Origin of the sequence: Pararhizobium sp. PWRC1-1, from assembly GCF_049897905.1 — a bacterium.
Lineage (GTDB): Bacteria > Pseudomonadota > Alphaproteobacteria > Rhizobiales > Rhizobiaceae > Pararhizobium.
Window position 1 is genome coordinate 221557 of sequence record NZ_JAFCXE010000002.1, and the last position, 21709, is coordinate 243265.

Annotated in this window: 22 protein-coding genes; 11 read left to right on the forward strand and 11 right to left on the reverse strand. The window is 60.4% G+C overall.

The annotated features are described in order from the left end of the window. Positions 1–153: 153 nt before the first annotated feature. From ACP7E0_RS04690 to rsmA, 3 genes are read left to right on the forward strand one after another with little or no spacing between them, the layout of a single operon-like run. Entirely contained in the window at positions 154–1098 is a 945-nt protein-coding gene (locus tag ACP7E0_RS04690; protein WP_426123272.1) for a peptidylprolyl isomerase, read from the forward strand. Positions 1099–1108: 10 nt separating this feature from the next. Continuing rightward, positions 1109–2137, forward strand: coding sequence for a 4-hydroxythreonine-4-phosphate dehydrogenase PdxA (pdxA, locus tag ACP7E0_RS04695; protein ID WP_426123273.1), 1029 nt, complete (start codon positions 1109–1111; stop codon positions 2135–2137). Continuing rightward, the gene (gene rsmA, locus ACP7E0_RS04700) at positions 2137–2964 is read left to right on the forward strand and encodes a 16S rRNA (adenine(1518)-N(6)/adenine(1519)-N(6))-dimethyltransferase RsmA (RefSeq protein WP_426123275.1); all 828 of its coding nucleotides are present in this window, start codon (positions 2137–2139) and stop codon (positions 2962–2964) included. Before pdxA ends, rsmA begins: the two co-directional genes overlap by 1 nt. A gap of 233 nt (positions 2965–3197) precedes the next feature. Here the strand turns inward: rsmA and gmk are convergent, their stop codons facing one another. From gmk to fabD, 7 genes are all read right to left on the reverse strand, one after another. Then, positions 3198–3866 (reverse strand): guanylate kinase, encoded by a 669-nt coding sequence (gene gmk / locus ACP7E0_RS04705; protein WP_426123277.1) that lies wholly within the window; start codon positions 3864–3866, stop codon positions 3198–3200. A 2-nt stretch (positions 3867–3868) separates the two neighbouring features. Continuing rightward, entirely contained in the window at positions 3869–4756 is an 888-nt protein-coding gene (locus ACP7E0_RS04710) for a YicC/YloC family endoribonuclease (protein WP_426123279.1), read from the reverse strand. A 167-nt stretch (positions 4757–4923) separates the two neighbouring features. Next, a complete protein-coding gene (mltG, locus tag ACP7E0_RS04715; RefSeq protein ID WP_426123280.1) occupies positions 4924–6105 on the reverse strand; it encodes an endolytic transglycosylase MltG in 1182 nt (393 codons plus the stop codon). A gap of 307 nt (positions 6106–6412) precedes the next feature. Beyond that, complete coding sequence (gene fabF / locus ACP7E0_RS04720) at positions 6413–7672, reverse strand: beta-ketoacyl-ACP synthase II (protein WP_426123281.1); 1260 nt, start codon at positions 7670–7672, stop codon at positions 6413–6415. A gap of 220 nt (positions 7673–7892) precedes the next feature. After that, on the reverse strand, positions 7893–8129 hold the full coding sequence (locus ACP7E0_RS04725; RefSeq protein ID WP_018327362.1) for an acyl carrier protein: 237 nt from the start codon (positions 8127–8129) through the stop codon (positions 7893–7895). Positions 8130–8454: 325 nt separating this feature from the next. After that, positions 8455–9192, reverse strand: coding sequence for a 3-oxoacyl-[acyl-carrier-protein] reductase (gene fabG / locus ACP7E0_RS04730; RefSeq protein WP_113245345.1), 738 nt, complete (start codon positions 9190–9192; stop codon positions 8455–8457). Positions 9193–9218: 26 nt separating this feature from the next. After that, positions 9219–10163 (reverse strand): ACP S-malonyltransferase, encoded by a 945-nt coding sequence (gene fabD / locus ACP7E0_RS04735; RefSeq protein WP_426123285.1) that lies wholly within the window; start codon positions 10161–10163, stop codon positions 9219–9221. A gap of 228 nt (positions 10164–10391) precedes the next feature. Here fabD and ACP7E0_RS04740 point away from each other — a divergent pair, with 228 nt between their 5' ends. Continuing rightward, on the forward strand, positions 10392–11435 hold the full coding sequence (locus tag ACP7E0_RS04740; protein WP_426123286.1) for an aldo/keto reductase: 1044 nt from the start codon (positions 10392–10394) through the stop codon (positions 11433–11435). Positions 11436–11511: 76 nt separating this feature from the next. Here ACP7E0_RS04740 and ACP7E0_RS04745 read toward each other — a convergent pair whose 3' ends face one another. Beyond that, on the reverse strand, positions 11512–11964 hold the full coding sequence (locus ACP7E0_RS04745) for a GNAT family N-acetyltransferase (RefSeq protein WP_426123288.1): 453 nt from the start codon (positions 11962–11964) through the stop codon (positions 11512–11514). Positions 11965–12214: 250 nt separating this feature from the next. After that, complete coding sequence (gene gcvA / locus ACP7E0_RS04750) at positions 12215–13114, reverse strand: transcriptional regulator GcvA (protein ID WP_426123289.1); 900 nt, start codon at positions 13112–13114, stop codon at positions 12215–12217. A 235-nt stretch (positions 13115–13349) separates the two neighbouring features. Between gcvA and ACP7E0_RS04755 the strand changes: the two genes are divergently transcribed. The 4 genes from ACP7E0_RS04755 to ACP7E0_RS04770 all read left to right on the forward strand — a co-directional run bounded on the left by ACP7E0_RS04755 (position 13350) and on the right by ACP7E0_RS04770 (position 17422). Next, entirely contained in the window at positions 13350–13967 is a 618-nt protein-coding gene (locus tag ACP7E0_RS04755; protein ID WP_426123290.1) for a glutathione S-transferase family protein, read from the forward strand. Positions 13968–13994: 27 nt separating this feature from the next. After that, positions 13995–14681: an LLM class flavin-dependent oxidoreductase gene (locus tag ACP7E0_RS04760; protein ID WP_426123291.1), complete on the forward strand. Its 687-nt coding sequence runs from the start codon at positions 13995–13997 to the stop codon at positions 14679–14681. Between the two features lie 101 nt (positions 14682–14782). Next, complete coding sequence (locus ACP7E0_RS04765; protein ID WP_426123293.1) at positions 14783–15043, forward strand: hypothetical protein; 261 nt, start codon at positions 14783–14785, stop codon at positions 15041–15043. Between the two features lie 162 nt (positions 15044–15205). After that, positions 15206–17422, forward strand: coding sequence for an adenylate/guanylate cyclase domain-containing protein (locus ACP7E0_RS04770; protein ID WP_426123295.1), 2217 nt, complete (start codon positions 15206–15208; stop codon positions 17420–17422). A gap of 32 nt (positions 17423–17454) precedes the next feature. On the opposite strand, the gene ACP7E0_RS04775 is transcribed toward ACP7E0_RS04770, so the two are convergent. Both ACP7E0_RS04775 and ACP7E0_RS04780 read right to left on the reverse strand, forming a co-directional pair. Beyond that, positions 17455–17979, reverse strand: a complete 525-nt coding sequence (locus ACP7E0_RS04775) for a YHS domain-containing (seleno)protein (RefSeq protein ID WP_426123296.1) — start codon at positions 17977–17979, stop codon at positions 17455–17457. A 45-nt stretch (positions 17980–18024) separates the two neighbouring features. Next, positions 18025–18615 carry an ankyrin repeat domain-containing protein gene (locus tag ACP7E0_RS04780; protein WP_426123298.1) on the reverse strand — a complete coding sequence of 197 codons (591 nt, stop codon included), beginning with the start codon at positions 18613–18615 and terminating at the stop codon, positions 18025–18027. A 1175-nt stretch (positions 18616–19790) separates the two neighbouring features. On the opposite strand from ACP7E0_RS04780, the gene rpsF reads away from it, so the two are divergent. From rpsF to ACP7E0_RS04795, 3 genes are all read left to right on the forward strand, one after another. Then, positions 19791–20252 (forward strand): 30S ribosomal protein S6, encoded by a 462-nt coding sequence (gene rpsF / locus ACP7E0_RS04785; protein ID WP_113246009.1) that lies wholly within the window; start codon positions 19791–19793, stop codon positions 20250–20252. Positions 20253–20263: 11 nt separating this feature from the next. Continuing rightward, positions 20264–20512, forward strand: coding sequence for a 30S ribosomal protein S18 (gene rpsR, locus ACP7E0_RS04790; RefSeq protein ID WP_037107250.1), 249 nt, complete (start codon positions 20264–20266; stop codon positions 20510–20512). Positions 20513–20713: 201 nt separating this feature from the next. Beyond that, the gene (locus ACP7E0_RS04795; protein WP_426123300.1) at positions 20714–21691 is read left to right on the forward strand and encodes a DUF2232 domain-containing protein; all 978 of its coding nucleotides are present in this window, start codon (positions 20714–20716) and stop codon (positions 21689–21691) included. The last annotated feature ends 18 nt before the right edge of the window (positions 21692–21709 follow it).

The window sequence follows — 21709 nt, forward strand, 5'->3', positions numbered from 1 at the left end:
AGAACCGCTTTTTGCGGCGAGCGACGGGTCTTGTCATTGTTCGGCCGCATGTACTATGCATCCTTGCAAGGAAACGCGCAGGTTGATTGCGCTTGCATCACAATCATGGCCGCTGCAGATTCCAGCTGCGGCGGAAAATGAAGAGGACAAAGAATGGGCGGGAAATTCTCGATCGCGCGTACGGTTTCGGCAATGATCCTTGCTTGCAGCCTGACACTCGCTGCCGCACCGGCCACCTATGCCGCCACCAGCAAGGTCGTTGCCGTCGTCAATGGTGAGCCCATCACATCCGGCGATATCGCCAAGCGGACGGCCTTCATGCGCCTTCAAAAGCAAAGCGGTGGAACCGCGGCTGCCCGCGAGCAGATGATCGACGAAGCGCTGAAGCGCGGAGAAGTCCTGCGGGTCGGTGCTTCGGTCAGCACCTCGGAAGTCGAAGCTGCCGTCGGACGCTTTGCCGCCGGCAACAAGCTGAGCGTTCAGCAGCTGTCCCAGGTTCTCGATCAGGCAGGCGTCGGCATCGATCACTTCCGCAATTATGTCGCCGTTGCCATGAGCTGGCCACGCGTCGTCAATGCCCGCTACGGCGGCAGCAGTGGCGGACGCCTTTCGAATGAGGACCTTGTCCGCCGCATGCAGGAAGCCGGCGGCAATAAGCCGGTGACGACGGAATACTTCCTGCAGCAGGTGATTTTCGTCGTGCCAGCCGCTAAGCGCAACGCCATCATCGGCAAGCGCCAGGCGGAAGCCAATGCCTCGCGTTCACAATTTCCGGGCTGCGAGCAGGCCAAGGTGTTTGCAGCCACGATGCGTGATGTCTCGATCCGCAATCTCGGCCGCATGATGGCGCAGGAACTTCCCGCCGACTGGAAGCCGCTGATCGAAAAGGCCGGCGACAGCAACACGACCTCGACCCGCGTCACCGAACGGGGCGTCGAATATCTCGCCATCTGCAAGAAGCGCGAAGTCTCCGACGACCTGGCTGCTGAAATGGTCTTCCGTGCGGAGGATCTCGGCAAGAAGACCGATGGTGAAGAGCCCAACAGCAAGCGCTATATCGAAGAGTTGCGCAAGCACGCGCAGATCGTTGAAAAGTAACAGTACTATTATGAGCCCGACACGCGACAGGCCGCTCGCCCTGACCATGGGCGATCCGGCCGGGATCGGCCTCGATATCAGCCTCGATGCATGGGTGAACAGGCAGACGTGGCGGACGCCGCCCTTCGTCTTCATCGGCGATCCCGCTGCGCTTGATACCCGGGCGCGTGCTCTTGGCCACACCGTGGCGATCCGGGAAACGGATTGCAACGGCGCTGTTGTGGCCTTCAACGATGCGCTGCCGGTTTTGCCGGTGGCCTGCGCCAGCCCGGTCACCCCGGGCATGCCGGATTCCGCCAATGCGGGCGCGATCACCGGCGCCATCGAAACCGCCGTGCGGCTGACGATGCAAGGCTCGGCCTCCGCCATCATCACCAATCCGATCGCCAAGTCGGTGCTCTACGACGCCGGCTTCAGATTTCCCGGCCATACCGAATTTCTCGCCGATCTTGGCGAGCGCCTGACCGGCGAACCGCTGCTGCCCGTGATGATGCTTGCCGGACCGAAACTGATGGCCGTACCTGTGACCATCCATATCCCGCTGAAGGATGTGCCTGAACAGCTGACCGCCGACCTGATCTACCGGACCTGCGTCATTACCGTGCGTGACCTCAAGAACCGTTTCGGCCTTGCCTCCCCGCGTGTCGCCGTTGCCGGCCTCAATCCGCATGCCGGTGAAAATGGCGCATTGGGCCTGGAAGACGATGCGATCATCCGCCCCGTCATCGAGCGGCTGAAGACTGAAGGCGTCGACATTACCGGCCCCCTGCCCGCCGATACCATGTTCCACGATCGCGCCCGCGCCACCTATGACGTGGCGATCTGCATGTATCACGATCAGGCGCTGATCCCTGCCAAGGCGCTCGGTTTCGACGATAGCGTCAACGTCACGCTCGGCCTGCCGTTCATCCGCACGTCGCCAGACCACGGCACTGCATTCAGCCTTGCCGGCAAGGGCATTGCCCGCGCCGACAGCCTGCTGGCAGCACTGCGGATGGCCCAGCAATTGGCGGATAATGCCGAACGAGGGAAAAACTGATGGCGGCGATCGACGGCCTACCGCCGCTGCGCGATGTAATCACCCGCCACGGCCTCGACGCAAAGAAAGCGCTCGGCCAGAACTTCCTGCTCGATCTCAACCTCACCCAGAAGATCGCCCGCACGGCCGGTCCGCTGGAGGGTGTGACCGTGATCGAGGTCGGCCCCGGTCCCGGCGGCCTCACCCGCGCCATCCTGTCGCTGGGCGCCAAGAAGGTCATCGCGATCGAGCGGGACGCCCGCTGCCTGCCCGCCCTTGCGGAGATCGCCGATTTCTATCCTGGCCGCCTTGAGGTGATCGAGGGTGATGCGTTGAAGACGCCGTTCGAGGACCTTGTTACCGAAGGCCCCGTCAAGATCATCGCCAACTTGCCCTACAATGTCGGCACGCAGCTTCTGGTCAACTGGCTCCTGCCTGAAACATGGCCACCGTTCTACCAGTCGATGACGCTGATGTTCCAGCGCGAGGTGGGCCTCAGGATCGTCGCCGACGCCGATGACGACCATTACGGCCGCCTCGGCGTGCTGTGCGGCTGGCGCACCAATGCCCGCATGGCCTTCGACGTATCGCCACAGGCCTTCTCACCACCGCCGAAGGTTACCTCGTCCGTGGTTCATCTGGAGCCGATCGAAAACCCGATCCCCTGCGCGGCCGCAGACCTCGAAAAAGTGACAATGGCTGCCTTTGGCCAACGCCGCAAGATGCTGCGCCAGAGCGTCAAGTCGATCGGCGGCGAAGCCTTGCTGGCCAAGGCGGAGATCGACCCGAAACGCCGGGCGGAAACGTTGTCGGTAGAGGAATTCTGCCGGTTGGCGAACTGCCTTTGATGGCGGTTTGAAGAGCGAGCCGCTGGGGACACCCCTGCCAACTTCACTACGAGTGCAGTTCTACGGATTTAATGCGCCAACCCCGGTCTCCCTCTTCTCCCCAACGGGGAGAAGAGCCGAGCGATGCGAGGCGATGAGGGGGCGGTTCGGCACATTCTGAGTGTTTGGCCCCCTCATCCGGCCCTGCGGGCCACCTTCTCCCCGCTGGGGAGAAGAGGGAGCGTGCCGCGCGATTACGCGATCTTCGGCGTTTCCGTCAAAAGCCCGTTGACGAATTCGAACAGGCCAGGGCGGCGGTCGCGGCGCAGGCGTTCGGCTTCGACGATGGCCTGGACGGAGGCAAAGGCGCTGTCGAGGTCCTCGTTGACGACGATATAGTCGTATTCCAGCCAGTGCTCGATCTCGGAGCGCGAATTGGCCAGCCGCGTGGCGATGACCTCTTCGGTATCCTCGGCGCGGCGGTGCAGGCGCGACTGCAGTTCGGCCATGGTCGGCGGCAGGATGAAGATCGACACCACGTCGCCGCCCATCTTTTCCTGCAACTGCTGGGCGCCCTGCCAGTCGATATCGAACAGCATGTCCTGTCCTTCCGACATGGCGGCCTCGACGGCGTCGCGCGGCGTTCCGTAGAAATTGCCGTGGACCTCGGCCCATTCCAACAGCGCGTCGGTCTGGCGAAGCCCCTCGAACTCGCGGATCGACTTGAAGAAATAATGCCGTCCATCGATCTCGCTCGGACGCCGCTTGCGCGTCGTCACGCTGACCGAAATGCTCATGTGCGGGTCGGATTCGAGCAGGTTGCGCGCAATCGTCGATTTGCCGGCGCCCGAAGGCGACGAGATCACCAGCATTAGGCCGCGGCGCTGAATGGCTTTGATAGAGGTTTGGCTCGCGGGGCTCATGGTCACTCCAGATTTTGGACCTGTTCACGGAACTGGTCGATAACGACCTTCAGTTCGATACCGGCGGCGGTCACGGCAGCGGTATTCGACTTGGAACAGATGGTATTTGATTCGCGGTTAAATTCCTGGGAAAGGAAATCGAGTTTGCGGCCGACGGGCCCACCTTTTTTCAAAAGGTCGCGGGCAGCCGTCACATGGGTGCGCAGGCGGTCGATCTCCTCGCGGATATCGGCCTTGGCCGCCAGCATCGCCACCTCGGCATAGAGGCGATCCGGATCGACCTTCGAGCCGCCGTCCATCACCAGGGCGATCTGGCTGGCAAGGCGGGCGGTGATCGCGGCAACGCTGCGCGACGGATCGGTATCGATCTCGCCGGTCAGCATCTCGATCCTGTCGATCTGCTCCAGCAAGACGCGGTAGAGCGCCACGCCCTCCCCTTCACGCATCGATGTCATGTCAGCAAGTGCCTGCCGCAGCCCGGCGAGGATATCGCCGTCGCGCGCAGTGCGCTCGCCTTCCTGTTCCTCCGGCTCGCGGAAATCGACGATGCCGCGAATGGACAGCAGCGTGTCGAGACGCAGCGGTGACGGATCGATGACATCGCGCAACTGCTCGCGCAGCGACAGGACGGCGGAAAGGGCACCCTGGTTGATCACCGGCTCGACGCCGGTCTCGCTGGCGCTGACGTTGAGGTTGACCTGCATGTTGCCGCGCGAAAAGCACTCGCCGGCCAGCTTGCGGATTTCGGTCTCCAGATGCTCGGTGCCCGCCGGCAGGCGCAGCCGCAGATCGAGGCCCTTGCCGTTGACCGAGCGCAGTTCCCACGCCCAGCGATAGCGTCCGCAAGTCCCCTCGCGGCGGGCAAATCCCGTCATGGATTGCAGCGGCATCGTGTTGTCCTCCGGCCCTACGGCGCCTATGCATCAAAACCAATGGAAAGACGCGGCAGGACATTGAATTGATGCATGAATGTGTACGGCCCCAGCACGGTCAACCGCAAGGGTCAAGCGTACCGGAGCCGTATCATCCACAAGCGTGATGCCGGAAATCCAGCCTCTTACGGCTGAGCCGGTGCAGGCTCGGCTTCCTTTGCCGCAGCAGCGGCCTTTTCAGCCTCGATCTTGCGCCAGCGGCGGACGTTGTTGTTGTGCTCGTCGAGCGTGGCCGCAAACACGTGTCCGCCCGTGCCGTCGGCGACGAAATAGAGGTCGGATGTTCGCGACGGATTGGAAACCGCTTCAAGCGCTGCCCGGCCCGGATTGGCGATCGGCGTGGGCGGCAGGCCCTTGATCATGTAGGTATTATAGGGGGTGTCCTTCTCCAGGTCCGACTTCAGGATCGGCCGGTCCGCCGGCTTGCCGTCCCCGCCGAAAATTCCATAGATGATCGTCGGATCGGACTGAAGACGCATGCCTTTTTCAAGGCGATTGATGAAGACGGAAGCGACGCGCGACCGTTCGTCAGCGATGCCGGTTTCCTTCTCGACGATCGAGGCCAGGGTGACGAATTCGTCGCGGCTGGCGATCGGCAGGTCCGGATCGCGCCGGTCCCAGATCTGATCGACCAGCTGTTTTTGCGCCGCCGCCATCTGCGCGACGATTTCCGCACGCTTGGTGCCGCGCGAGAATTTGTAGGTATCCGGACGAAGCGTGCCCTCTGCCGGCATCTGCGCCGGCAGGTCGCCTTCCAGAACCGGATCGCTGCTCAACCTGGCAAACATCTGCTTGACCGTCAGGCCCTCCGGCAGGGACACCGAGTAGAGGATGGACTTGCCCGATTTCAGAAGCTGCATGATCTCCTGCATCGAGGAGCCGGCCTTGATCTCGTATTCGCCGGCCTTCAGCGTATCATTGTCCTCGAGATAGGCTTCCGACATGAAACGGAAGACGCGGCCATCGGAAACGATATTGTTGCGCTCGAGGTTGCTGGCAATCTCCTGGATGCCGGCCCCGCTGCGCACGATGAAATTGGTATTGGCCGTCAGCGGCCCATTGTCCTCATAGGCGGACATCGCATAATACACCGTCCCGGCTGCAGCGATGGTCAGGCAGACGATCACGGTCATCAGGAAATTCAGAAAGATAACGACCTGGCTTTTTGCCTTGCGCGACCGCTTGGGCGGCTGCGGCACTTTTTCCGGACGAAGAGCTTCGCTCGCCGATTTCGGGATGATCGGGCCGTTATTGCCCGCCTCGTTGCGGCCGAAAGGCGCTGCGTTGTTTTCGTTTGCGTCGTTCACTGGTGTCCTGGGTCTGGAATTCGCATCATGCACGTCTCCATTCCTGATGCGAACTCCAGAAGAGAAGCAGGAATGAGAATCACCTTGTCACGATTATAGCGACAGTACGCCTCTGGCCTTGTGTCAGCATGGTTACAAAGCCACATGCTGACGATACCGGCTCAGTCGCAATCGTCCATATGCCATGTTTGAACCGAGCAATGCGGCAAAAGCACGATAGTGGGAGAATTATCGTACTTGCAGGGCACGCCAGCCGATGCCGGCGTTGATGACAGGCCGCCATCCGGCGGGCCTGTTGTGTCCGAAATCAGGCGTAGCGGCGCAGAATCAACGAGGCGTTGGTGCCACCGAAGCCGAACGAATTCGACAGGGCGACATTGATCTCGCGCTTGCGCGCCACATGCGGCACTAGGTCGATCTTGGTTTCGACCGAGGGGTTGTCGAGATTGAGCGTCGGCGGCGCGACATTGTCGCGGATCGCCAGCGCGCAGAAAATCGCCTCGACAGCACCAGCCGCACCGAGCAGGTGACCGATCGCCGACTTCGTCGATGACATCGAGACCTTGCCTGCATGGTCACCCATGACGCGTTCGACCGCACCGAGCTCGATCGTGTCGGCCATGGTCGAGGTGCCGTGGGCGTTGACATAATCGACATCGGACGCCGACAGGCCGGCACGCTTCAGAGCCATCTGCATGCAACGATAAGCACCGTCGCCATCTTCGGCCGGAGCGGTGATGTGATAGGCGTCGCCGGACAGACCGTAGCCGACCACTTCGGCATAGATCTTGGCGCCACGCGCCTTGGCATGTTCGAGCTCTTCCAGGACGACGATACCGGCACCCTCGCCCATGACGAAGCCGTCACGATCCTTGTCGTACGGGCGCGATGCCTTGGTCGGGTCGTCGTTGTGCTGGGTGGACAGCGCCTTGCAGGCGGCGAAACCGGCCAGCGCAATGCGCGAAATCGGCGATTCCGTACCGCCGGCGACCATCACATCGGCGTCGCCCATGATGATGAAGCGCGCCGCGTCGCCGATGGCGTGGGCGCCTGTGGAACAGGCGGTGACGACGGAATGATTGGGGCCACGCAGCTTGTGGCGGATCGATACCTGGCCGGAGGCAAGGTTGATCAGGCGGCCTGGAATGAAGAAGGGGGAAACCCGGCGGGGGCCTCGGTCGCGCAGCGTGATGCCGCCCTCGACGATGCCTTCGAGGCCGCCGATGCCTGAACCGATCATCACGCCGGTGGCGATCTGGTCTTCGTCGGTCTTCGGATGCCAGTCAGCGTCGGCAAGCGCCATGTCGGCTGCCGCCATCGCATAGATGATGAAACTGTCGACCTTGCGCTGTTCCTTCAGTTCCATCCAGTTGTCGGGATTGAAGGTGCCATTGGTGCCATCGCCGAACGGCAGGCGGCAGGCAATCTTTGCAGGCAGGTCGTCGACTTCGAATTCGGTGACTTTGCGGGCGGCATTGTCGCCGGCAATGAGCCGCGACCAGGATATCTCGGTTCCGCAACCCAAGGGAGATACCATGCCGGTACCGGTGATAACGACACGTCTCATGCCCGTGATCCATCCTGCCTGTTAGTCTCAGAACCGGACCGGACCTCGCGCTAAAAACCGGATCCGTACATCCTTTTCCGTGATGCTGTACTGCGTGATCTCAGGTACGGAAGCCATCAGGCTTTCCTTGACCACGCTTTTTGCTCCCGAAATGGGGAGCAGTCCCGCTAAAGGGACGAAAGGCGGGCCGCAGAGCGCCCCGCCCGAACACGGCCTGATATCAGGCCTGTGCCTTTTCGATGAACTTGACGGCGTCGCCGACCGTCAGGATCGAATCCGCTGCATCGTCAGGAATTTCGACGCCGAACTCTTCTTCGAATGCCATGACCAGTTCGACGGTGTCGAGCGAGTCAGCGCCCAGATCGTCGATAAAGCTTGCGCCTTCCGAAACCTTTTCGGCATCGACGCCAAGATGATCAATAACAATTTTCTTTACGCGTTCTGCTACGTCGCTCATGTCGGATTCCTCGACCTTTGTTTTTCTCAACGATGCCGTTCTGACATCGGTACCCTATTAACGCCTGGTAGATCAAGACGATCCGCCCGGCAATTCCTTCAATCGAAAGCGGGCAAACCACGCCTGCCAAAGCCAGCGTATACCGCATATCTTCCGATCGACTGCGCACAGTCATGGCCCGCTTAACACGGTTTAAGTCTGTCGCAAAGTCCGAAAATCTCCGGGAATGGCTTGGTCAACATGCAATTCCCGGTATTTCGCCCCCACGTCTCCGATTGATGCGAAAACGTGGCGACACAGGCCTTTGACGGCCCGTACCAAGGAATTAGATCATCGCCATGCCGCCATTGACATGGATGGTCTGGCCGGTGACGTAACCGGCCTCATTCGAAGCCAGATAAGCAACTGCGGAGGCCACTTCTCCGCCCGTTCCCATCCGCTTCATCGGGATGGCGCCCATGATGGCGTCCTTCTGCTTGTCGTTCAGCTTGCCGGTCATCGCACTTTCGATAAAGCCAGGTGCCACGCAGTTGACGGTGACGTTGCGGGTGGCGATTTCCTGGGCGAGCGACTTGGAAAAACCGATCATGCCGGCCTTGGCGGCACAGTAATTGGCCTGGCCCGGATTGCCGGTGACGCCGACGATCGAGGTGATGTTGATGATGCGGCCATGGCGGCGGCGCATCATCGGATGCGTCAGCTCGCGGGTCAGCCGGAAGACCGAGGTCAGGTTGACTTCGATAACGGCGTCCCAGTCCGCGTCGCTCATGCGCACGAACAGGCCGTCCTTGGTGATCCCGGCATTGTTGACGAGGATATCGACGCCACCGAGTTCGGCCTCCGCCTTTTCGCCGAGCGCCTTGACGGCATCGCGGTCAGCCAGGTTTGCCGGAAACAGGTGAACGCGCTCGCCGAGCGAATTGGCCAGCTCTTCCAGCTTTTCGACGCGGGTGCCGTGCAGGCCGACAATGGCGCCCTGCGCATGCAGGATGCGGGCAATTTCTTCGCCGATGCCGCCGGATGCGCCGGTAACGAGGGCCTTGCGGCCAGACAGATCGAACATGGTCTTGGGTCCTTGTTGGGGTCGGCTCAGCCGAGCAGAGTTTGAAGCGCCGCGTCGATGTCGGCGGGAGAATTGACGGCGATGCCGGTGACTGTCTTGTCGATGCGACGCGCAAGCCCGCTCAGCACCTTGCCGGAGCCGATCTCGTACAGCGTCGTCACGTCATGGGCGGCAAACCACTCGACGGTTTCGCGCCAACGGACCTGACCGGTGACCTGCTCGACCAGAAGTGTGGCGATCTCGCCGGCATCGGTCACCGGGGCCGCGCGCACATTGGCGATCAGCGGCACGGCCGGATCGTGCTTGGAAACAGTTGCCAGCGCCTCGCGCATGGCATCGGCTGCAGGCGCCATCAGCGTCGAATGGAAGGGTGCCGAAACCGGCAGCAGGATGGCGCGCTTGGCGCCCTTTTCCGTCGCGAGCGCCGCCGCCTTTTCGACCGCCGCCTTCTCGCCCGAAATCACCAGCTGGCCGCCGCCATTGTCATTGGCGATCTGGCAGGAACCGATCTCGCCGACGGCATCGCAGATAGCCTGCACATCGCTGTGTTCCAGCCCGATGATCGCCGCCATCGCGCCTTTACCAACAGGAACTGCCGCCTGCATGGCATTGCCGCGAATGCGCAACAGCCGGGCCGTGTCTGCCAGCGAAAACGTGCCGGCGGCACAGAGCGCGGAATATTCGCCGAGCGAATGGCCGGCGACATAGGAAACCTTGGATTTCAGGTCGAGGCCCTTGGCTGCCAGGACCCTGAGAGCTGCGATCGACACCGCCATCAGCGCCGGCTGGGCGTTGGCCGTCAGCGTCAGCGTTTCTTCCGGGCCGTTCCACATGATGTCGGAGAGCTTTTCGCCGAGCGCGTCATCGACTTCGGCAAAGACGCTTGCTGCTTCAGGGAAGGCATCGGCCAGATCCTTGCCCATGCCGAGCGCCTGGCTGCCCTGTCCTGGAAATGTGAATGCAATTGCCATGAGGTTTTTCCTCGTCATGCGTGGTCTGGCCACGCCGTTTCATTCCAACTCTTTGCCGGCAAACATAAGGCAGGCATAGGCTTTTTCCTCTCCATTCACATTCCTGGCCCCTGAGTCAAGCTTTTGAGCCCCAAAGCCCAGCCTGTGCACGGTAACCGCTTTTCTCTTGCGCTGCAGCAAACAGCCTCTACATTCGCCGCCGAACAGTTTTGAGGCACTTTGAGCACCATGAAATACAACACACTCGGCCGCACCGGCATCAAGGTTTCGGAAATCTGCCTGGGCACCATGACCTGGGGCACGCAGAACAGCGAAGCGGAAGCTCATGAGCAGATGGATTATGCCGTCAGCCAAGGCGTCAACTTCTTCGATACCGCGGAGCTTTACCCCGTCACCCCGGCCGGCCCGGAAACCATGGGGCTGACCGAGGACTATATCGGCACCTGGCTGAAGAAGAGCGGCAAGCGCAACGAGATCGTCGTCGCCACCAAGGTCGCCGGCCCCGGCCGCCCTTATATCCGCGGCGGTTCGCCTGCCAGCCCGAAGACCATGCGCGAGGCGCTGGAGATCAGCCTGAAGCGCCTGCAGACCGATCATGTCGATCTCTACCAGATGCACTGGCCAAACCGCGGCCACTATCATTTCCGCCAGGCCTGGACCTACGACCCCTCGCATCAGGACACATCCGCGACGATCGAGGATCTTGCCGCCATCCTCGAAACGCTCGGCGCGTTCGTCAAGGAAGGCAAGGTCCGCGCCATCGGCCTCTCCAACGATACCGCCTGGGGCACCATGAAGATGCTGTCGCTTGCCGAAAAACACGGCCTGCCGCGCGTCGCCTCTCTGCAAAACGAATACAATTTCCTCTACCGCGCCTTCGACCTCGACCTGGCCGAAGTCAGCCATCACGAAAATGTCGGCCTGCTCGCCTATTCGCCTTTGGCCGCCGGTCTTCTTTCCGGCAAATACCTGAACGGCGCCAATCCCGAAGGCTCGCGCCTGTCGATCAACGGCGACCTCGGCGGCCGCTACACCGAATACCAGGAAGGAGCCGTCCAGGCCTACGCCGCCCTTGCCCGCGAACGCGATCTCGACCTCGCCCAGATGCAACTCGCCTTCAGCCTGACGCGCCCCTTCATGACCTCGGTGATCATCGGAGCGACCAGCATGGCGCAATTGAAGACGAATATCGGGGCAAAGGATGTGGTGCTGTCGGCAGACGTGCTGAAGGGCATTGCCAAGCTGCACAAGATGTATCCGGCGCCGATTTGAGGGGCATAGCGGGGCGCCCGGCTTGCGCCAGAAACCGTCACAGCCGGGCAACCCATGAGGTCGCCCGGCCGCTGTTTCAGCCCTTTAATCGCAAATGCGCGTTCTGGAACGGAAAGCCTTCATCGTCGTTGGCTCTCCGCGACACTTCAACGAACCCAAACGCCGTGTAGAACCGCATGGCTTGTTCGTTTTCGGTATAGACTTCCAATGAAAGCGCGCCTTTTCGATCCACCGCATGGGTGATCAGCGTGCGTCCAATTCCCCGGCCCTGCTGGTCCGGGGCAACAAAAATTCCCCCGATGAACGTGTCCATCAAGCTGATGAAGCCAACGGGTTCACCCATGTGGCAGGCTACCCAGGTCTCAGCATTGGGCAGGTATTTTTCCTCGATCAGTTGCCGCTGTTCGATGAGCCTGGATGCACCGATGAACGGGTGAGCGAGAAGGGAAGCGTCGAGCCAGATGCCCGACAGTTTTTTGGTGTCCGTCGCCGCCACAAACGGCCGGACCACCGGATTTTGGTTCTCCATGAGAACTCCACAGAATAGATATGCAAAGAAGACCGGCACCTTGGTGGTGCCGAGCGATACCGCTACATGCGGTTTAAATCTGATCCTCTGCGCATAAGTCTCCTTCTGCCAATACGTCTGTTTATGTCCATCAAATCATGACGTCAATGGCGGCTCTGGCCCAACAGGCAACTGACCTCTTGGCCGCATAGCCGGAAGCGGACATAGCCCCGAACCTGCCTGCCCTGATGCGCTTATTTTGCGCAGCCCGTCAGCCTGACAGGAATTCCCCTGACGCCTCCGCCTTCAGCCAGCCGATAAACTGCTGCACCGTCTTGCGCGCAGCCGTTTGCGGATGCGTGACTGCGTAGTAAGCAAAATCGGTTGGCCAAGGGGTTTCCAATGCCAGCGCAAGGCGGCCGAGAGCAATTTCCTCAGTGGCATACAGATCACGCACAAGGGCTATTCCCTGACCGGCGATGGCCGCACGGACAAGCAGGAAATCGTCGTCGAAAGATGGCCCACGCTCAGCGCGCTGATCGTCGGTAACACCGGCGGCCCGAAACCACATCGGCCAATCCGCCCGTGCACTGTCCTGAAGAAGCGGATAGGCAAGGCAATCTGCGGGATTGTTGATCGGTGGCCCGTTCCTCAACAGCGCAGGAGCTGTGACAGGCAGGAGAACCGGGGTCATCAATCGTTCCGAAACGAGGCCCGGATAGCGACCAAGACCATGACGGATGGCAACGTCGACGCGATCCCTTTGTAGATCGGCGAGTTCCGACGTCGCCTCCACACGAATTTCGATCTCCGGATGACGGGCCGTGAACCGTCCGAGGCGAGGCACCAGCCAGGATGCTGCAAAAGACGGCTCCGTGCTGACGGTCAGCGCCGGCCGGGCATTGACCGTCTCCAGGACGTCAAGACTGCGAGCGATCTGGTCGAAAGCCAGAACGAGTGCCGGGTGCACCTTCTCGCCGGCTGGCGTCAAACGCACACCATAACGCGTGCGTGTGAACAGCATCACGCCAAGGCGATCTTCCAATTGCTTGATCTGCTGGCTGATGGCCCCGGCGGTGACGCCCATGGCATCCGCCGCTTTCTTCAGGCTGCCATGACGCCCGGTTTCAGCAAATGCGCGCAGCGCAAGGAGGGGGAGAACGGGATTCAATGATTAGCTCACCTAAACTTTAAGCGAAGAATGAATCGTTTTTTATCGACAATAATTCAACGTATTAACAGATTTTATGCCACCGCGCAAATTTAGAAAAGCGCATATCAGGAAGCGACGCATAACACATGCCAAACTTACCATCGACGAATTTCCACGGTCCCGTCATCACCGTGGCCGCAACACTGCAGTGCAGATCAGGCCGGATTTTGTATCTCCCCAGCGGGCAGCCTGAATGATTGACCTTTATACCGACTCTTCCCCGAACGGGTTCAAGGCAACAATTGCGCTCGAAGAACTGGCGTTGCCCTATCGCCTGCATCATATCGACATCGACCAAGGCGAGCAACCGGCCTTCCTGGCCCTCAATCCGCACGGCCGTATTCCAGTGATCGTCGATCACGAGACTGGCGTCACTTTGTTCGAATCCGCCGCCATCCTGCTCTATCTCGCAGAGAAGAGCGGACAGCTTCTTCCACAGGCGACCCTTGCGCGATGGGAAGCGATCAAGTGGCTTCAGTTCCATTCATCGAGCATCGGACCGCTTCTGGGTCAGCGGGTTCACTTCGAAATGTTTGCCGAAGCTAAAATACCCGCGGCAATCGAGCGCTACCGCCGCCTGACGGAAGACGCGTTCGCGGTGCTCGACGGCCGGCTTGCGACGAATGAATGGCTGGCGGGCGAAAATTACTCCGTCGCGGATATCGCCAATTTCGGCTGGACCCACATCGCCGTGATCTGCGGATTTGGCTTTACTCATCACCAGCACCTTACCCGGTGGCACGATCACGTTGCCCTGCGCCCTGCCGTCCAACGCGGCATTTCCCTTCCGGCTCCGGCAACCGGCCCCTGAGCAAGCATTTCATAGGATACGATCACGATGAACATTATGGATAACACCGCAACGACGGGCAACCTGCTTGGAGGGGCCTCCTTTGATACCTTCGCAGCGCATCCGGGCTATCGCCGCATGTTCGCACCCGGCCATCTGACGATCGGCATCTTCCTGCCGTTGCGTTTTTGGCAGGGTGACATGCGGGTGTTGGAAGGCCAGGCCGAACACGTTGCCGATATTGATCGCCGGGGCTTTGCGGCCGTGTGGGTCCGTGACGTCCCGCTATACGATCCAAACTTCGGTGATGCGGGGCAAGTCTTCGACCCTTTCACCTATCTCGCCTACCTGGCGGCGAAGACCGAGCGCATTGCGCTGGCAACTGGAAGTGCGATCTTCAGTTTGCGCCATCCCATCGACCTTGCGAAAATGTCGGCGACGATCGACCATCTCTCGGGCGGAAGGCTGGTGATGGGCATTGCATCAGGCGACCGGCCTGTCGAGTTCCCGGCTTATGGTATCGATTTCGACACGCGTAGCGCGCGTTTCGCAGAAGCTGTCGCCTGGTTTCGCCAGCTTGTCGCGGCAGGCCAGCCGTCCATTCGCGGAACGTTGGGTACGATCCAGGAAGCAACTTTATTGCCCAAACCCGCAGCAGGACGTATCCCGCTCATTGTGACGGATCAAGCCGTCAATCGCCGGAATGGGTGGCGGAACACGCGGATGGCTGGCTGACATATCCGCAGGCCACCCATACCGCAGACGGCCCGAAACGGCTGGCCGCGAACATTCGTGCATGGCGCAAGGTTATCCCCGATGGCGGGTTCAGGCCGCACATGACCAACGAATGGCTCGATCTTGTCGACGATATCGATTTCCCGCCCACCCCGCTGCAAGGCGGCTTCGTGCTCAGGACCGGCAGAAAGGGCTTGATAGCGCTTCTTCACGCGTGGCGGGAGGCCGGTGTCAATCATGCCGCCCTTGGCATCCAATTTTCGGAACGCCCCGTTAAAGAGATCATCCAGGAGCTGGCCGAGGAGATCCTGCCGCACTTTCCGTCGTTCGAGGGTCATGAACGGTTGAGAGCAAGATGGTGACGGATATCGGCACGAAGGATGTGGCGCTGCCGACCGGGGTTATGAAGGGCGGATTGGGGCCTGCCATCCTGTCCTGACGGCCCTGGATTTGGACAACCGCGATGGCATCGGCGATGGACCTACTGTAGGATATCGCCCAGAGCACGCCGAGAAAGCCCGGACATGGAGCGTCATCTCGCAGCAATCCTGATCGCCGATGTCGTTGGTTACAGTCGTTTGAGCCAGATCGACGAAGAAGGCACGCGCGTTCGTTTCCAGGCCGATATGCAGCATATCTTCGAGCCGGGGATTGCCGAACACAGTGGCCGGCTGGTCAAGACCATGGGAGACGGCCTGCTGGTCGAATTCCACAGCGTCGTCGATGCCTTGCGCTGTGCCATCGGCGTGCAGCAGCAGAAAACCAAGCAGAATGCGGCCGTGCCAGCCGAACAGCGGCTCGATTTCCGCATCGGCGTCAATCTCGGCGACATCATCGTCGAGGGTGAGGACATCCACGGTGACAGCGTCAACATTGCCGACCGGATACAGGCGCTGGCCGAACCGGGCGGCATCGCCATTTCCGGGACCGCCTATGACCAGGTAAAAACGAAACTTGCGGTCGGCTACGCCTCACTGGGGGAACAGAAGGTCAAAAGCATCAGTGAGCCGATCCGGGTGTACCGGGTTTTGTTGGACCCGGCAGTGGCGGGCAAGACGATTGGCGCTCGCAAAAAGCGGCGTTCCTGGCGGATTCCAGCCGCAATGGCGGCGATCGTTTTCCTTCTGTTGGCGGGTGCCGCGTTCTGGTGGCAACCCTGGACGCTTCTGCAAACGCCGGCGGCCGTGAACCGCCTGGCTTACCCGCTGCCGGATAAACCATCAGTCGCCGTGTTGCCCTTTATCAATGTCAGCGGCGACAAGGAGCATGATCACCTTGCTGAAGGCCTGACAGACGATCTCATCACCGAACTGTCAAAGGTGTCCGGCCTTTTCGTCATCGCGCGCCATTCCGTTTTCGCGATCGGCGATACCTCCGGCAAAATCCAGGACGTGGCGGCGGAACTCGGTGTCCACTACGTCCTGGAAGGCACTTTGCAGCGGGCCGGCGCAAGACTGCGGATCAACGTCAAGCTTATCGATGCACTCACCGGACTGTCGCTCTGGGCCGAGCGGTACGATCGCCAATATGCCGACCTCTTTGCGGTGCAAGACGATGTTATCGGCAAGATCATCTCGGCCCTGGCCGTCAAATTGAGCGAGGGCGAACGGGACCAATTGGCACGAATCCCCACCGACAATCTCGAGGCCTACGACTACTATCTGAGAGCGGAGCAGGAGGGGATAACCTACAGCGATGTCGAGACCTATCGCAGGACATTGTCGTTTTACCAAAAGGCAATCGATCTCGACCCGAACTTTGCCAATGCACACGCCGGCATCGCCCGCGTCGCCGTCGATGTCTGGCGCAACGACTACACCTATCTCTGGTCGGCAGCCGTGGCCCGCAAGATAGCCTATGACGCGGCAGGGCAAGCCTTGAAGCTGGATGCCAAAAATGCGCGGGCTTTGGCTGTGCTTGCCTTGCTTCAACTGGTCGACGGGCGCGAGACCGAGGCCATTGCGTCCGCCAACCAGGCCGTGGAAGCCCAGCCAAGCGATGCGGAAGCCTTTGGAAACCTGGCCCTCATTCTGGCCCACACCGGCAGCCATGAACAGGCCATCGCTGAAATGGAGAAAGCCCTGCGGCTTGATCCTTCCCCCCCGCCGAGTTTTCAACTCTTGGCCGGCATCGTCTTTTACACGGCACGCGACAACGAACGGGCCATCCCCTTCATGGAAGCGGCGCGGATCGCGCTCCCCAACGCCGAACCGGTGCACGAATATCTGGCGGCGGCATACATGACGCAGGGAGCACCGGCGCGCGGGGCGGAGGAAAAGGCAAGGTTGCTCGAACTATTTCCGGACAGCAATCTGACCTATTACGGCTATCTCTACGATTACTGGCATGAGGAGGACCTGCAGTACCATTTGACCGCTCTGCGGGCAGCCGGTATTCCCGAATGGCCTTTCGGGTTTAAAGGGGCTGAGGCCGATCGGATCAGCGGGGCAGACCTGCGAAATCTGGTCAACAACAAGACATGGACCGGCAAGCACAAGAACGGCACCGATTTCATCCAGTATTTCGACACGGCAGGAAACACTGCGTATCGCAGCGCCAATACCAGCATCACCGGTGTGACGGAAATCCAGGATGACCGCCTCTGCGAGACGTTTGCTGGCTATTTCCTGGACCGCATGGTTTGTGGGTACGTCTACCGCAACACGGACAGGCAGAACCCTGCCGCGCAATATGTCCATGTCACGCCGCAGGCCCTGAAATTTTTCTCGCTATCCCCCTGACAGGAAGCACAAACCCGGCCACGGCGGACGGATCAATTGACGCTCTTGCGCCAATCTTTGTGCAGCTTTTCCGTAACGAGGGTCTGCTGGACGTCTGCCCAATGCTTCTGCGAATTGCCGACTTTGGTCGGGTTCTTTTCAAAGCCGTCGGCAGCGCCCGGATCATAGCTGATATAGAGCTTGCCTTCGATGATCCGCCAGGCTTTAGGATCGATATTGGTAGTCACCGTTCCAAGCGAAACACCGTCAGCACAATAGCCGCCATACTGCGGCGCATATTTGGCCGGTTCCTTTATGAAAAGGTCACGATTTTCGGCACTCGCAAAATGCCAGGTGGCACCCAGCCAGTGGTGGGAGTATTTTGAGCTGCCCTCCACTGCCTCGTTCTGTGTGAAATAGGCGACCGGATCGTAACCTTTGATGGCGACATCGCCGAAATAGCCCGTATTGACCAAGGGATCCTCGGCTGCCGCGTTAGGGGCAAACAGCAGGAAACAGGCCACGCCTCCTGCTGTCACTGCGCTCTTTAAAAAGTGGTTTCGTTTATCATCAGACATAGCGTGCTCCGTTTGGCCGGCCCGGCTTGCTGTTTGAATAAAATGTCACTTTCGTTTCGTGCATTCGGTGTAGAGCCACTCGCCAACCATACCGGCTTGCTGGCAGACAGCGCCTGCTTTCAAAAGCAGGTCCGCGGCCTCCCAATGCTCCCGCCAGCCAGCCTGGGTCAAAGGCGTCACACCGTTTCGTTCCTTCGCTTCGATGTCCGCCTTGCTGACCAATAGAAATGCGACCACATCCGTGCGGCCTTCCTCGGCGGCCGCGTGAAGCGGCGTCATATGATAGAAATTCCTGTTGTCGTTCACCGCTGCGCCCTTGGCGACAAGCAGCTTTACGACGTCAAGATTTCCGCCATAGGCGGCGGCATGCAAGGCGGTCAGCCCACCTTTGTTGCGAACTTCAATATCAGCACCGCGTTCCAGCAGAACGGCAACGACATCAGCATGTCCGGCCAGTGACGCGATGACGAGGGGCGGATCGCCAGCAGGATCGGGTTCCGCCACATTGGCACCCTGTTCCAGCAGTTGCTTCGCGCTCGCGACATCTCCATTTTTGGCCGCATCGTGCAACGGGCCGGCCCATACAACCGACGTCCAAAACATGGTTCCAACAACGGAAGTGCAAAGAAAATTCATCTCTCACCCACCCATCCCGCTCTGGTTTGGCAACAGCCGAATGGTATTTAAGGTATCACGAATAGATATCCGGAACAAGAATAGCGCGGGGAAGTCGCCGTTTTGGGCGGAGGCGAAACAGGTTCCGGCCGCCATCAAAAAATCGTTCCCGCAAATCCCCGCCCTCAAAACCCGTGCCATACTTCTTCCCGTCCCACCACGGATACACCGGTTTGCGTTGCCGGCGAGGTGGGGCCGGTGCCCGGATGGTTTGGCGGAACGCGCGCAAAATCCCCGGGGCTGCGTGAAAGGCGGTTCTCCTCCGGTTCGTGAATGAACCGGGCGTGCCGGGTGGTCACGCCGTCCTTGGACGGCCCAGGGCCAAACCCCGCCGCATTGAAAGGCCTGGCGGATAAGCGGCCGGGCTGGGGCATTGGAGGCTTTCCTGTCAGAGAGGAAAGCGCAGAAGAACCTGAGAAGCGCGGCAAAAGACATCGAACGGGGCGCCGGAAGGCGTCATATAAATTACTTAGTCATCGGCACTTTCCAGCGCCCCGGCCAAGGAAGCATCAGAGAAAACCACGGCGGATTTTTCTGGGCGTGGCTTGAGGTGTTGAGGGGACCGCGAACTCCCTCTTCTCCCCCATCGGGGAGAAGGTGGCCCGCAGGGCCGGATGAGGGGGGCGAAGCCACCTTGAAGCGTAAAATCCGGGGAAACTGAAAATGGAACAATTGAGAAATCGCCACGATGTAAGGCCTGCCCCTCCATGCCGAACCACCCCCTCATCCGCCCTTCGGGCACCTTCTCCCCGCTGGGGAGAAGAGGGAAACCGACCTCCCCTTGTGGGGAGGGGTAGGACGGCAAGCGCGGAGCAAAAGACCCGTTCCAGACCCCTTGAGCCACCCTACCGACAAGAATGGACAGCCCCTATTTCCCCCTCACCCCTTGCTTCCTGCCCGGAAATGCGTATAAGCGCGCTGTTCGCAACACCCGGTCTTCTGGCTGGTGGCTGAACGGAGGGCCGGTTTCCCTTAAGAGACCTGTCAGGACCTAAAGGGGTCCAGCCTCCCGTGTCTCCGCTCTCGACCGTCTCGAAACAACACTTTCTTGCCGGCTGCTCGCAGCCACTTGAACAGTCGTTGAGGCTTAGCCGCCGATTTCCGGGTGACGATTAACGCAAGAAAGGCAAAGCCTCATGGCTCTTTATGAACATGTATTCCTTGCCCGGCAGGATATTTCCGCACAGCAGGTCGACGCTCTCGTCGAACAGTACAAGGGTGTACTGGAAGCTAACGGCGGAAAAGTCGGGCGCGTCGAAAACTGGGGCCTCAAGTCCCTGACGTACCGCATCAACAAGAACCGCAAGGCTCACTACGTTCTGATGGACATCGATGCTCCGGCACCGGCCGTTCACGAGATCGAGCGCCAGATGCGCATCAACGAAGACATTCTTCGCTACATGACCATCGCTGTTGAAAAGCACGAAGACGGCCCGTCCGCCATGACGCAGAAGCGCGATCGCGATGACCGTCCGCGCCGTGATGGCGACCGTCCTGACCGTGGTGGCTTCGGCGACCGTGGCCCGCGTCCGCCGCGCGAAGGTGGCTTCGGCGACCGTGAAGACCGTCCGCGCCGTCCGCGCGAAGACCGGGCATAAGGAGAGACATTATGGCTGATACATTATCCGCTCCGGCACGCCGCCCGTTCCATCGCCGTCGCAAGACCTGCCCTTTCTCCGGCGCCAACGCTCCGAAGATCGACTACAAGGACATCCGTCTGCTGCAGCGCTACATTTCCGAGCGCGGCAAGATCGTTCCTTCGCGTATCACGGCAGTCTCCCAGAAGAAGCAGCGCGAACTGGCCCAGGCCATCAAGCGCGCCCGCTTCCTCGGCCTCCTGCCTTACGTCATGTCCTAAGACTTGACTCTCCGTTGAGAGATTGACTCAACGGAAGCTGACTCAAGGTGAGGCGAACAGCCGATGGCATCGCCTCACCTTCTCCCTTCCGCGTTGGGCGTGGATCGGAAACACCGGCGCATTCGGCGCTAAAACCCATGTTGGGGCTTGGTTCTTGATAAAAGAAACGCCTCTAACTGCTTGATAGCAGGACAGCGAACCGTGAAAACATTGAACCAGACATCGCTGTTAACAGGCGCATTCGCCGGCGTGACCGCCGCCTTGCTTTCGCTTGGCGCGAACACGCAGTCGTCGTTTGCGATCGTGCTTTATGCCGCGTCTGCGCTGCCGATCCTGATTGCCGGCCTTGGCTGGGGCAATACCGCAGCGATCGCCGCCGTCGTCGTTGCCGGCCTGACAGGCACCGTGCTTGTCTCCCCCTATTTTGCCCTTCTGATCGCCGTCATCACCCTGATCCCGGCCGCATGGCTTAGCCACCTTGCTAATCTGGCCCGGCCGGCATCCGAGCTTGGCGGACCCGATGGGGCGATGGCCTGGTATCCGCTGTCGGACATCCTCACCAATCTCGCCGTGCTGGTGACGATCGGCATGCTGATCGTCGGCGTTATCATCGGTTATGACGGCACCATGTCCGACCGGATGATCGACATCGTCTTGGAAGCGCTGAAGGCGCAGGAGCCCGCTTACAATCCGGATGTCGCCTCCATCGCCCAGATCAAGTCGATCTTTTCCGTCGCCCTGCCGATGGTTCAGGGTGCGATCTGGGTGCTGATGCTGTTTGCTGCCTATTACATCGCCACCCGCATAGTCCAGACCTCCGGCAAGAGCCTGCGTCCGCGCGAGGACATGCCGTCGACGCTGCGCATGCACCGCTTCTCGATCTTCGCGTTCCTCGCCGGCCTGCTGCTTGCCTTCATGGGCGGCGTTCCGGCGATCGTCGGTGCTCTCGTTTGTGGCACGTTCGGCGCGGGTTTCCTGCTTGCCGGCTTCGCCGTCTTCCATTTCCGCACACGCGGCAAGTCCTGGCGGCTTCCGGTGTTGTGGCTTGGCTATCTGTCGGTGCTGATCTTCACGATCCCGGCATTCTTCTTTCTCCTGTCGGGTCTGATGGACACGCGGCGCGCCATCGCGCTGTCACCGGCAGGGAAAACCACTGAGACTGAAACAAAAGACCTCTGAACAGACAAACGAAAGGAC

Bases quoted from the DNA above. Each gene is read 5' to 3' on its own strand.
- ACP7E0_RS04690 (WP_426123272.1), top strand. From the start codon at position 154: ATGGGCGGGAAATTCTCGATCGCGCGTACGGTTTCGGCAATGATCCTT.
- pdxA (WP_426123273.1), top strand. From the start codon at position 1,109: ATGAGCCCGACACGCGACAGGCCGCTCGCCCTGACCATGGGCGATCCG.
- rsmA (WP_426123275.1), top strand. From the start codon at position 2,137: ATGGCGGCGATCGACGGCCTACCGCCGCTGCGCGATGTAATCACCCGC.
- gmk (WP_426123277.1), bottom strand. From the start codon at position 3,866: ATGAGCCCCGCGAGCCAAACCTCTATCAAAGCCATTCAGCGCCGCGGC.
- ACP7E0_RS04710 (WP_426123279.1), bottom strand. From the start codon at position 4,756: ATGCCGCTGCAATCCATGACGGGATTTGCCCGCCGCGAGGGGACTTGC.
- fabF (WP_426123281.1), bottom strand. From the start codon at position 7,672: ATGAGACGTGTCGTTATCACCGGTACCGGCATGGTATCTCCCTTGGGT.
- ACP7E0_RS04725 (WP_018327362.1), bottom strand. From the start codon at position 8,129: ATGAGCGACGTAGCAGAACGCGTAAAGAAAATTGTTATTGATCATCTT.
- fabG (WP_113245345.1), bottom strand. From the start codon at position 9,192: ATGTTCGATCTGTCTGGCCGCAAGGCCCTCGTTACCGGCGCATCCGGC.
- fabD (WP_426123285.1), bottom strand. From the start codon at position 10,163: ATGGCAATTGCATTCACATTTCCAGGACAGGGCAGCCAGGCGCTCGGC.
- ACP7E0_RS04740 (WP_426123286.1), top strand. From the start codon at position 10,392: ATGAAATACAACACACTCGGCCGCACCGGCATCAAGGTTTCGGAAATC.
- ACP7E0_RS04745 (WP_426123288.1), bottom strand. From the start codon at position 11,964: ATGGAGAACCAAAATCCGGTGGTCCGGCCGTTTGTGGCGGCGACGGAC.
- ACP7E0_RS04755 (WP_426123290.1), top strand. From the start codon at position 13,350: ATGATTGACCTTTATACCGACTCTTCCCCGAACGGGTTCAAGGCAACA.
- ACP7E0_RS04760 (WP_426123291.1), top strand. From the start codon at position 13,995: ATGAACATTATGGATAACACCGCAACGACGGGCAACCTGCTTGGAGGG.
- ACP7E0_RS04765 (WP_426123293.1), top strand. From the start codon at position 14,783: ATGACCAACGAATGGCTCGATCTTGTCGACGATATCGATTTCCCGCCC.
- ACP7E0_RS04770 (WP_426123295.1), top strand. From the start codon at position 15,206: ATGGAGCGTCATCTCGCAGCAATCCTGATCGCCGATGTCGTTGGTTAC.
- ACP7E0_RS04775 (WP_426123296.1), bottom strand. From the start codon at position 17,979: ATGTCTGATGATAAACGAAACCACTTTTTAAAGAGCGCAGTGACAGCA.
- ACP7E0_RS04780 (WP_426123298.1), bottom strand. From the start codon at position 18,615: ATGAATTTTCTTTGCACTTCCGTTGTTGGAACCATGTTTTGGACGTCG.
- rpsF (WP_113246009.1), top strand. From the start codon at position 19,791: ATGGCTCTTTATGAACATGTATTCCTTGCCCGGCAGGATATTTCCGCA.
- rpsR (WP_037107250.1), top strand. From the start codon at position 20,264: ATGGCTGATACATTATCCGCTCCGGCACGCCGCCCGTTCCATCGCCGT.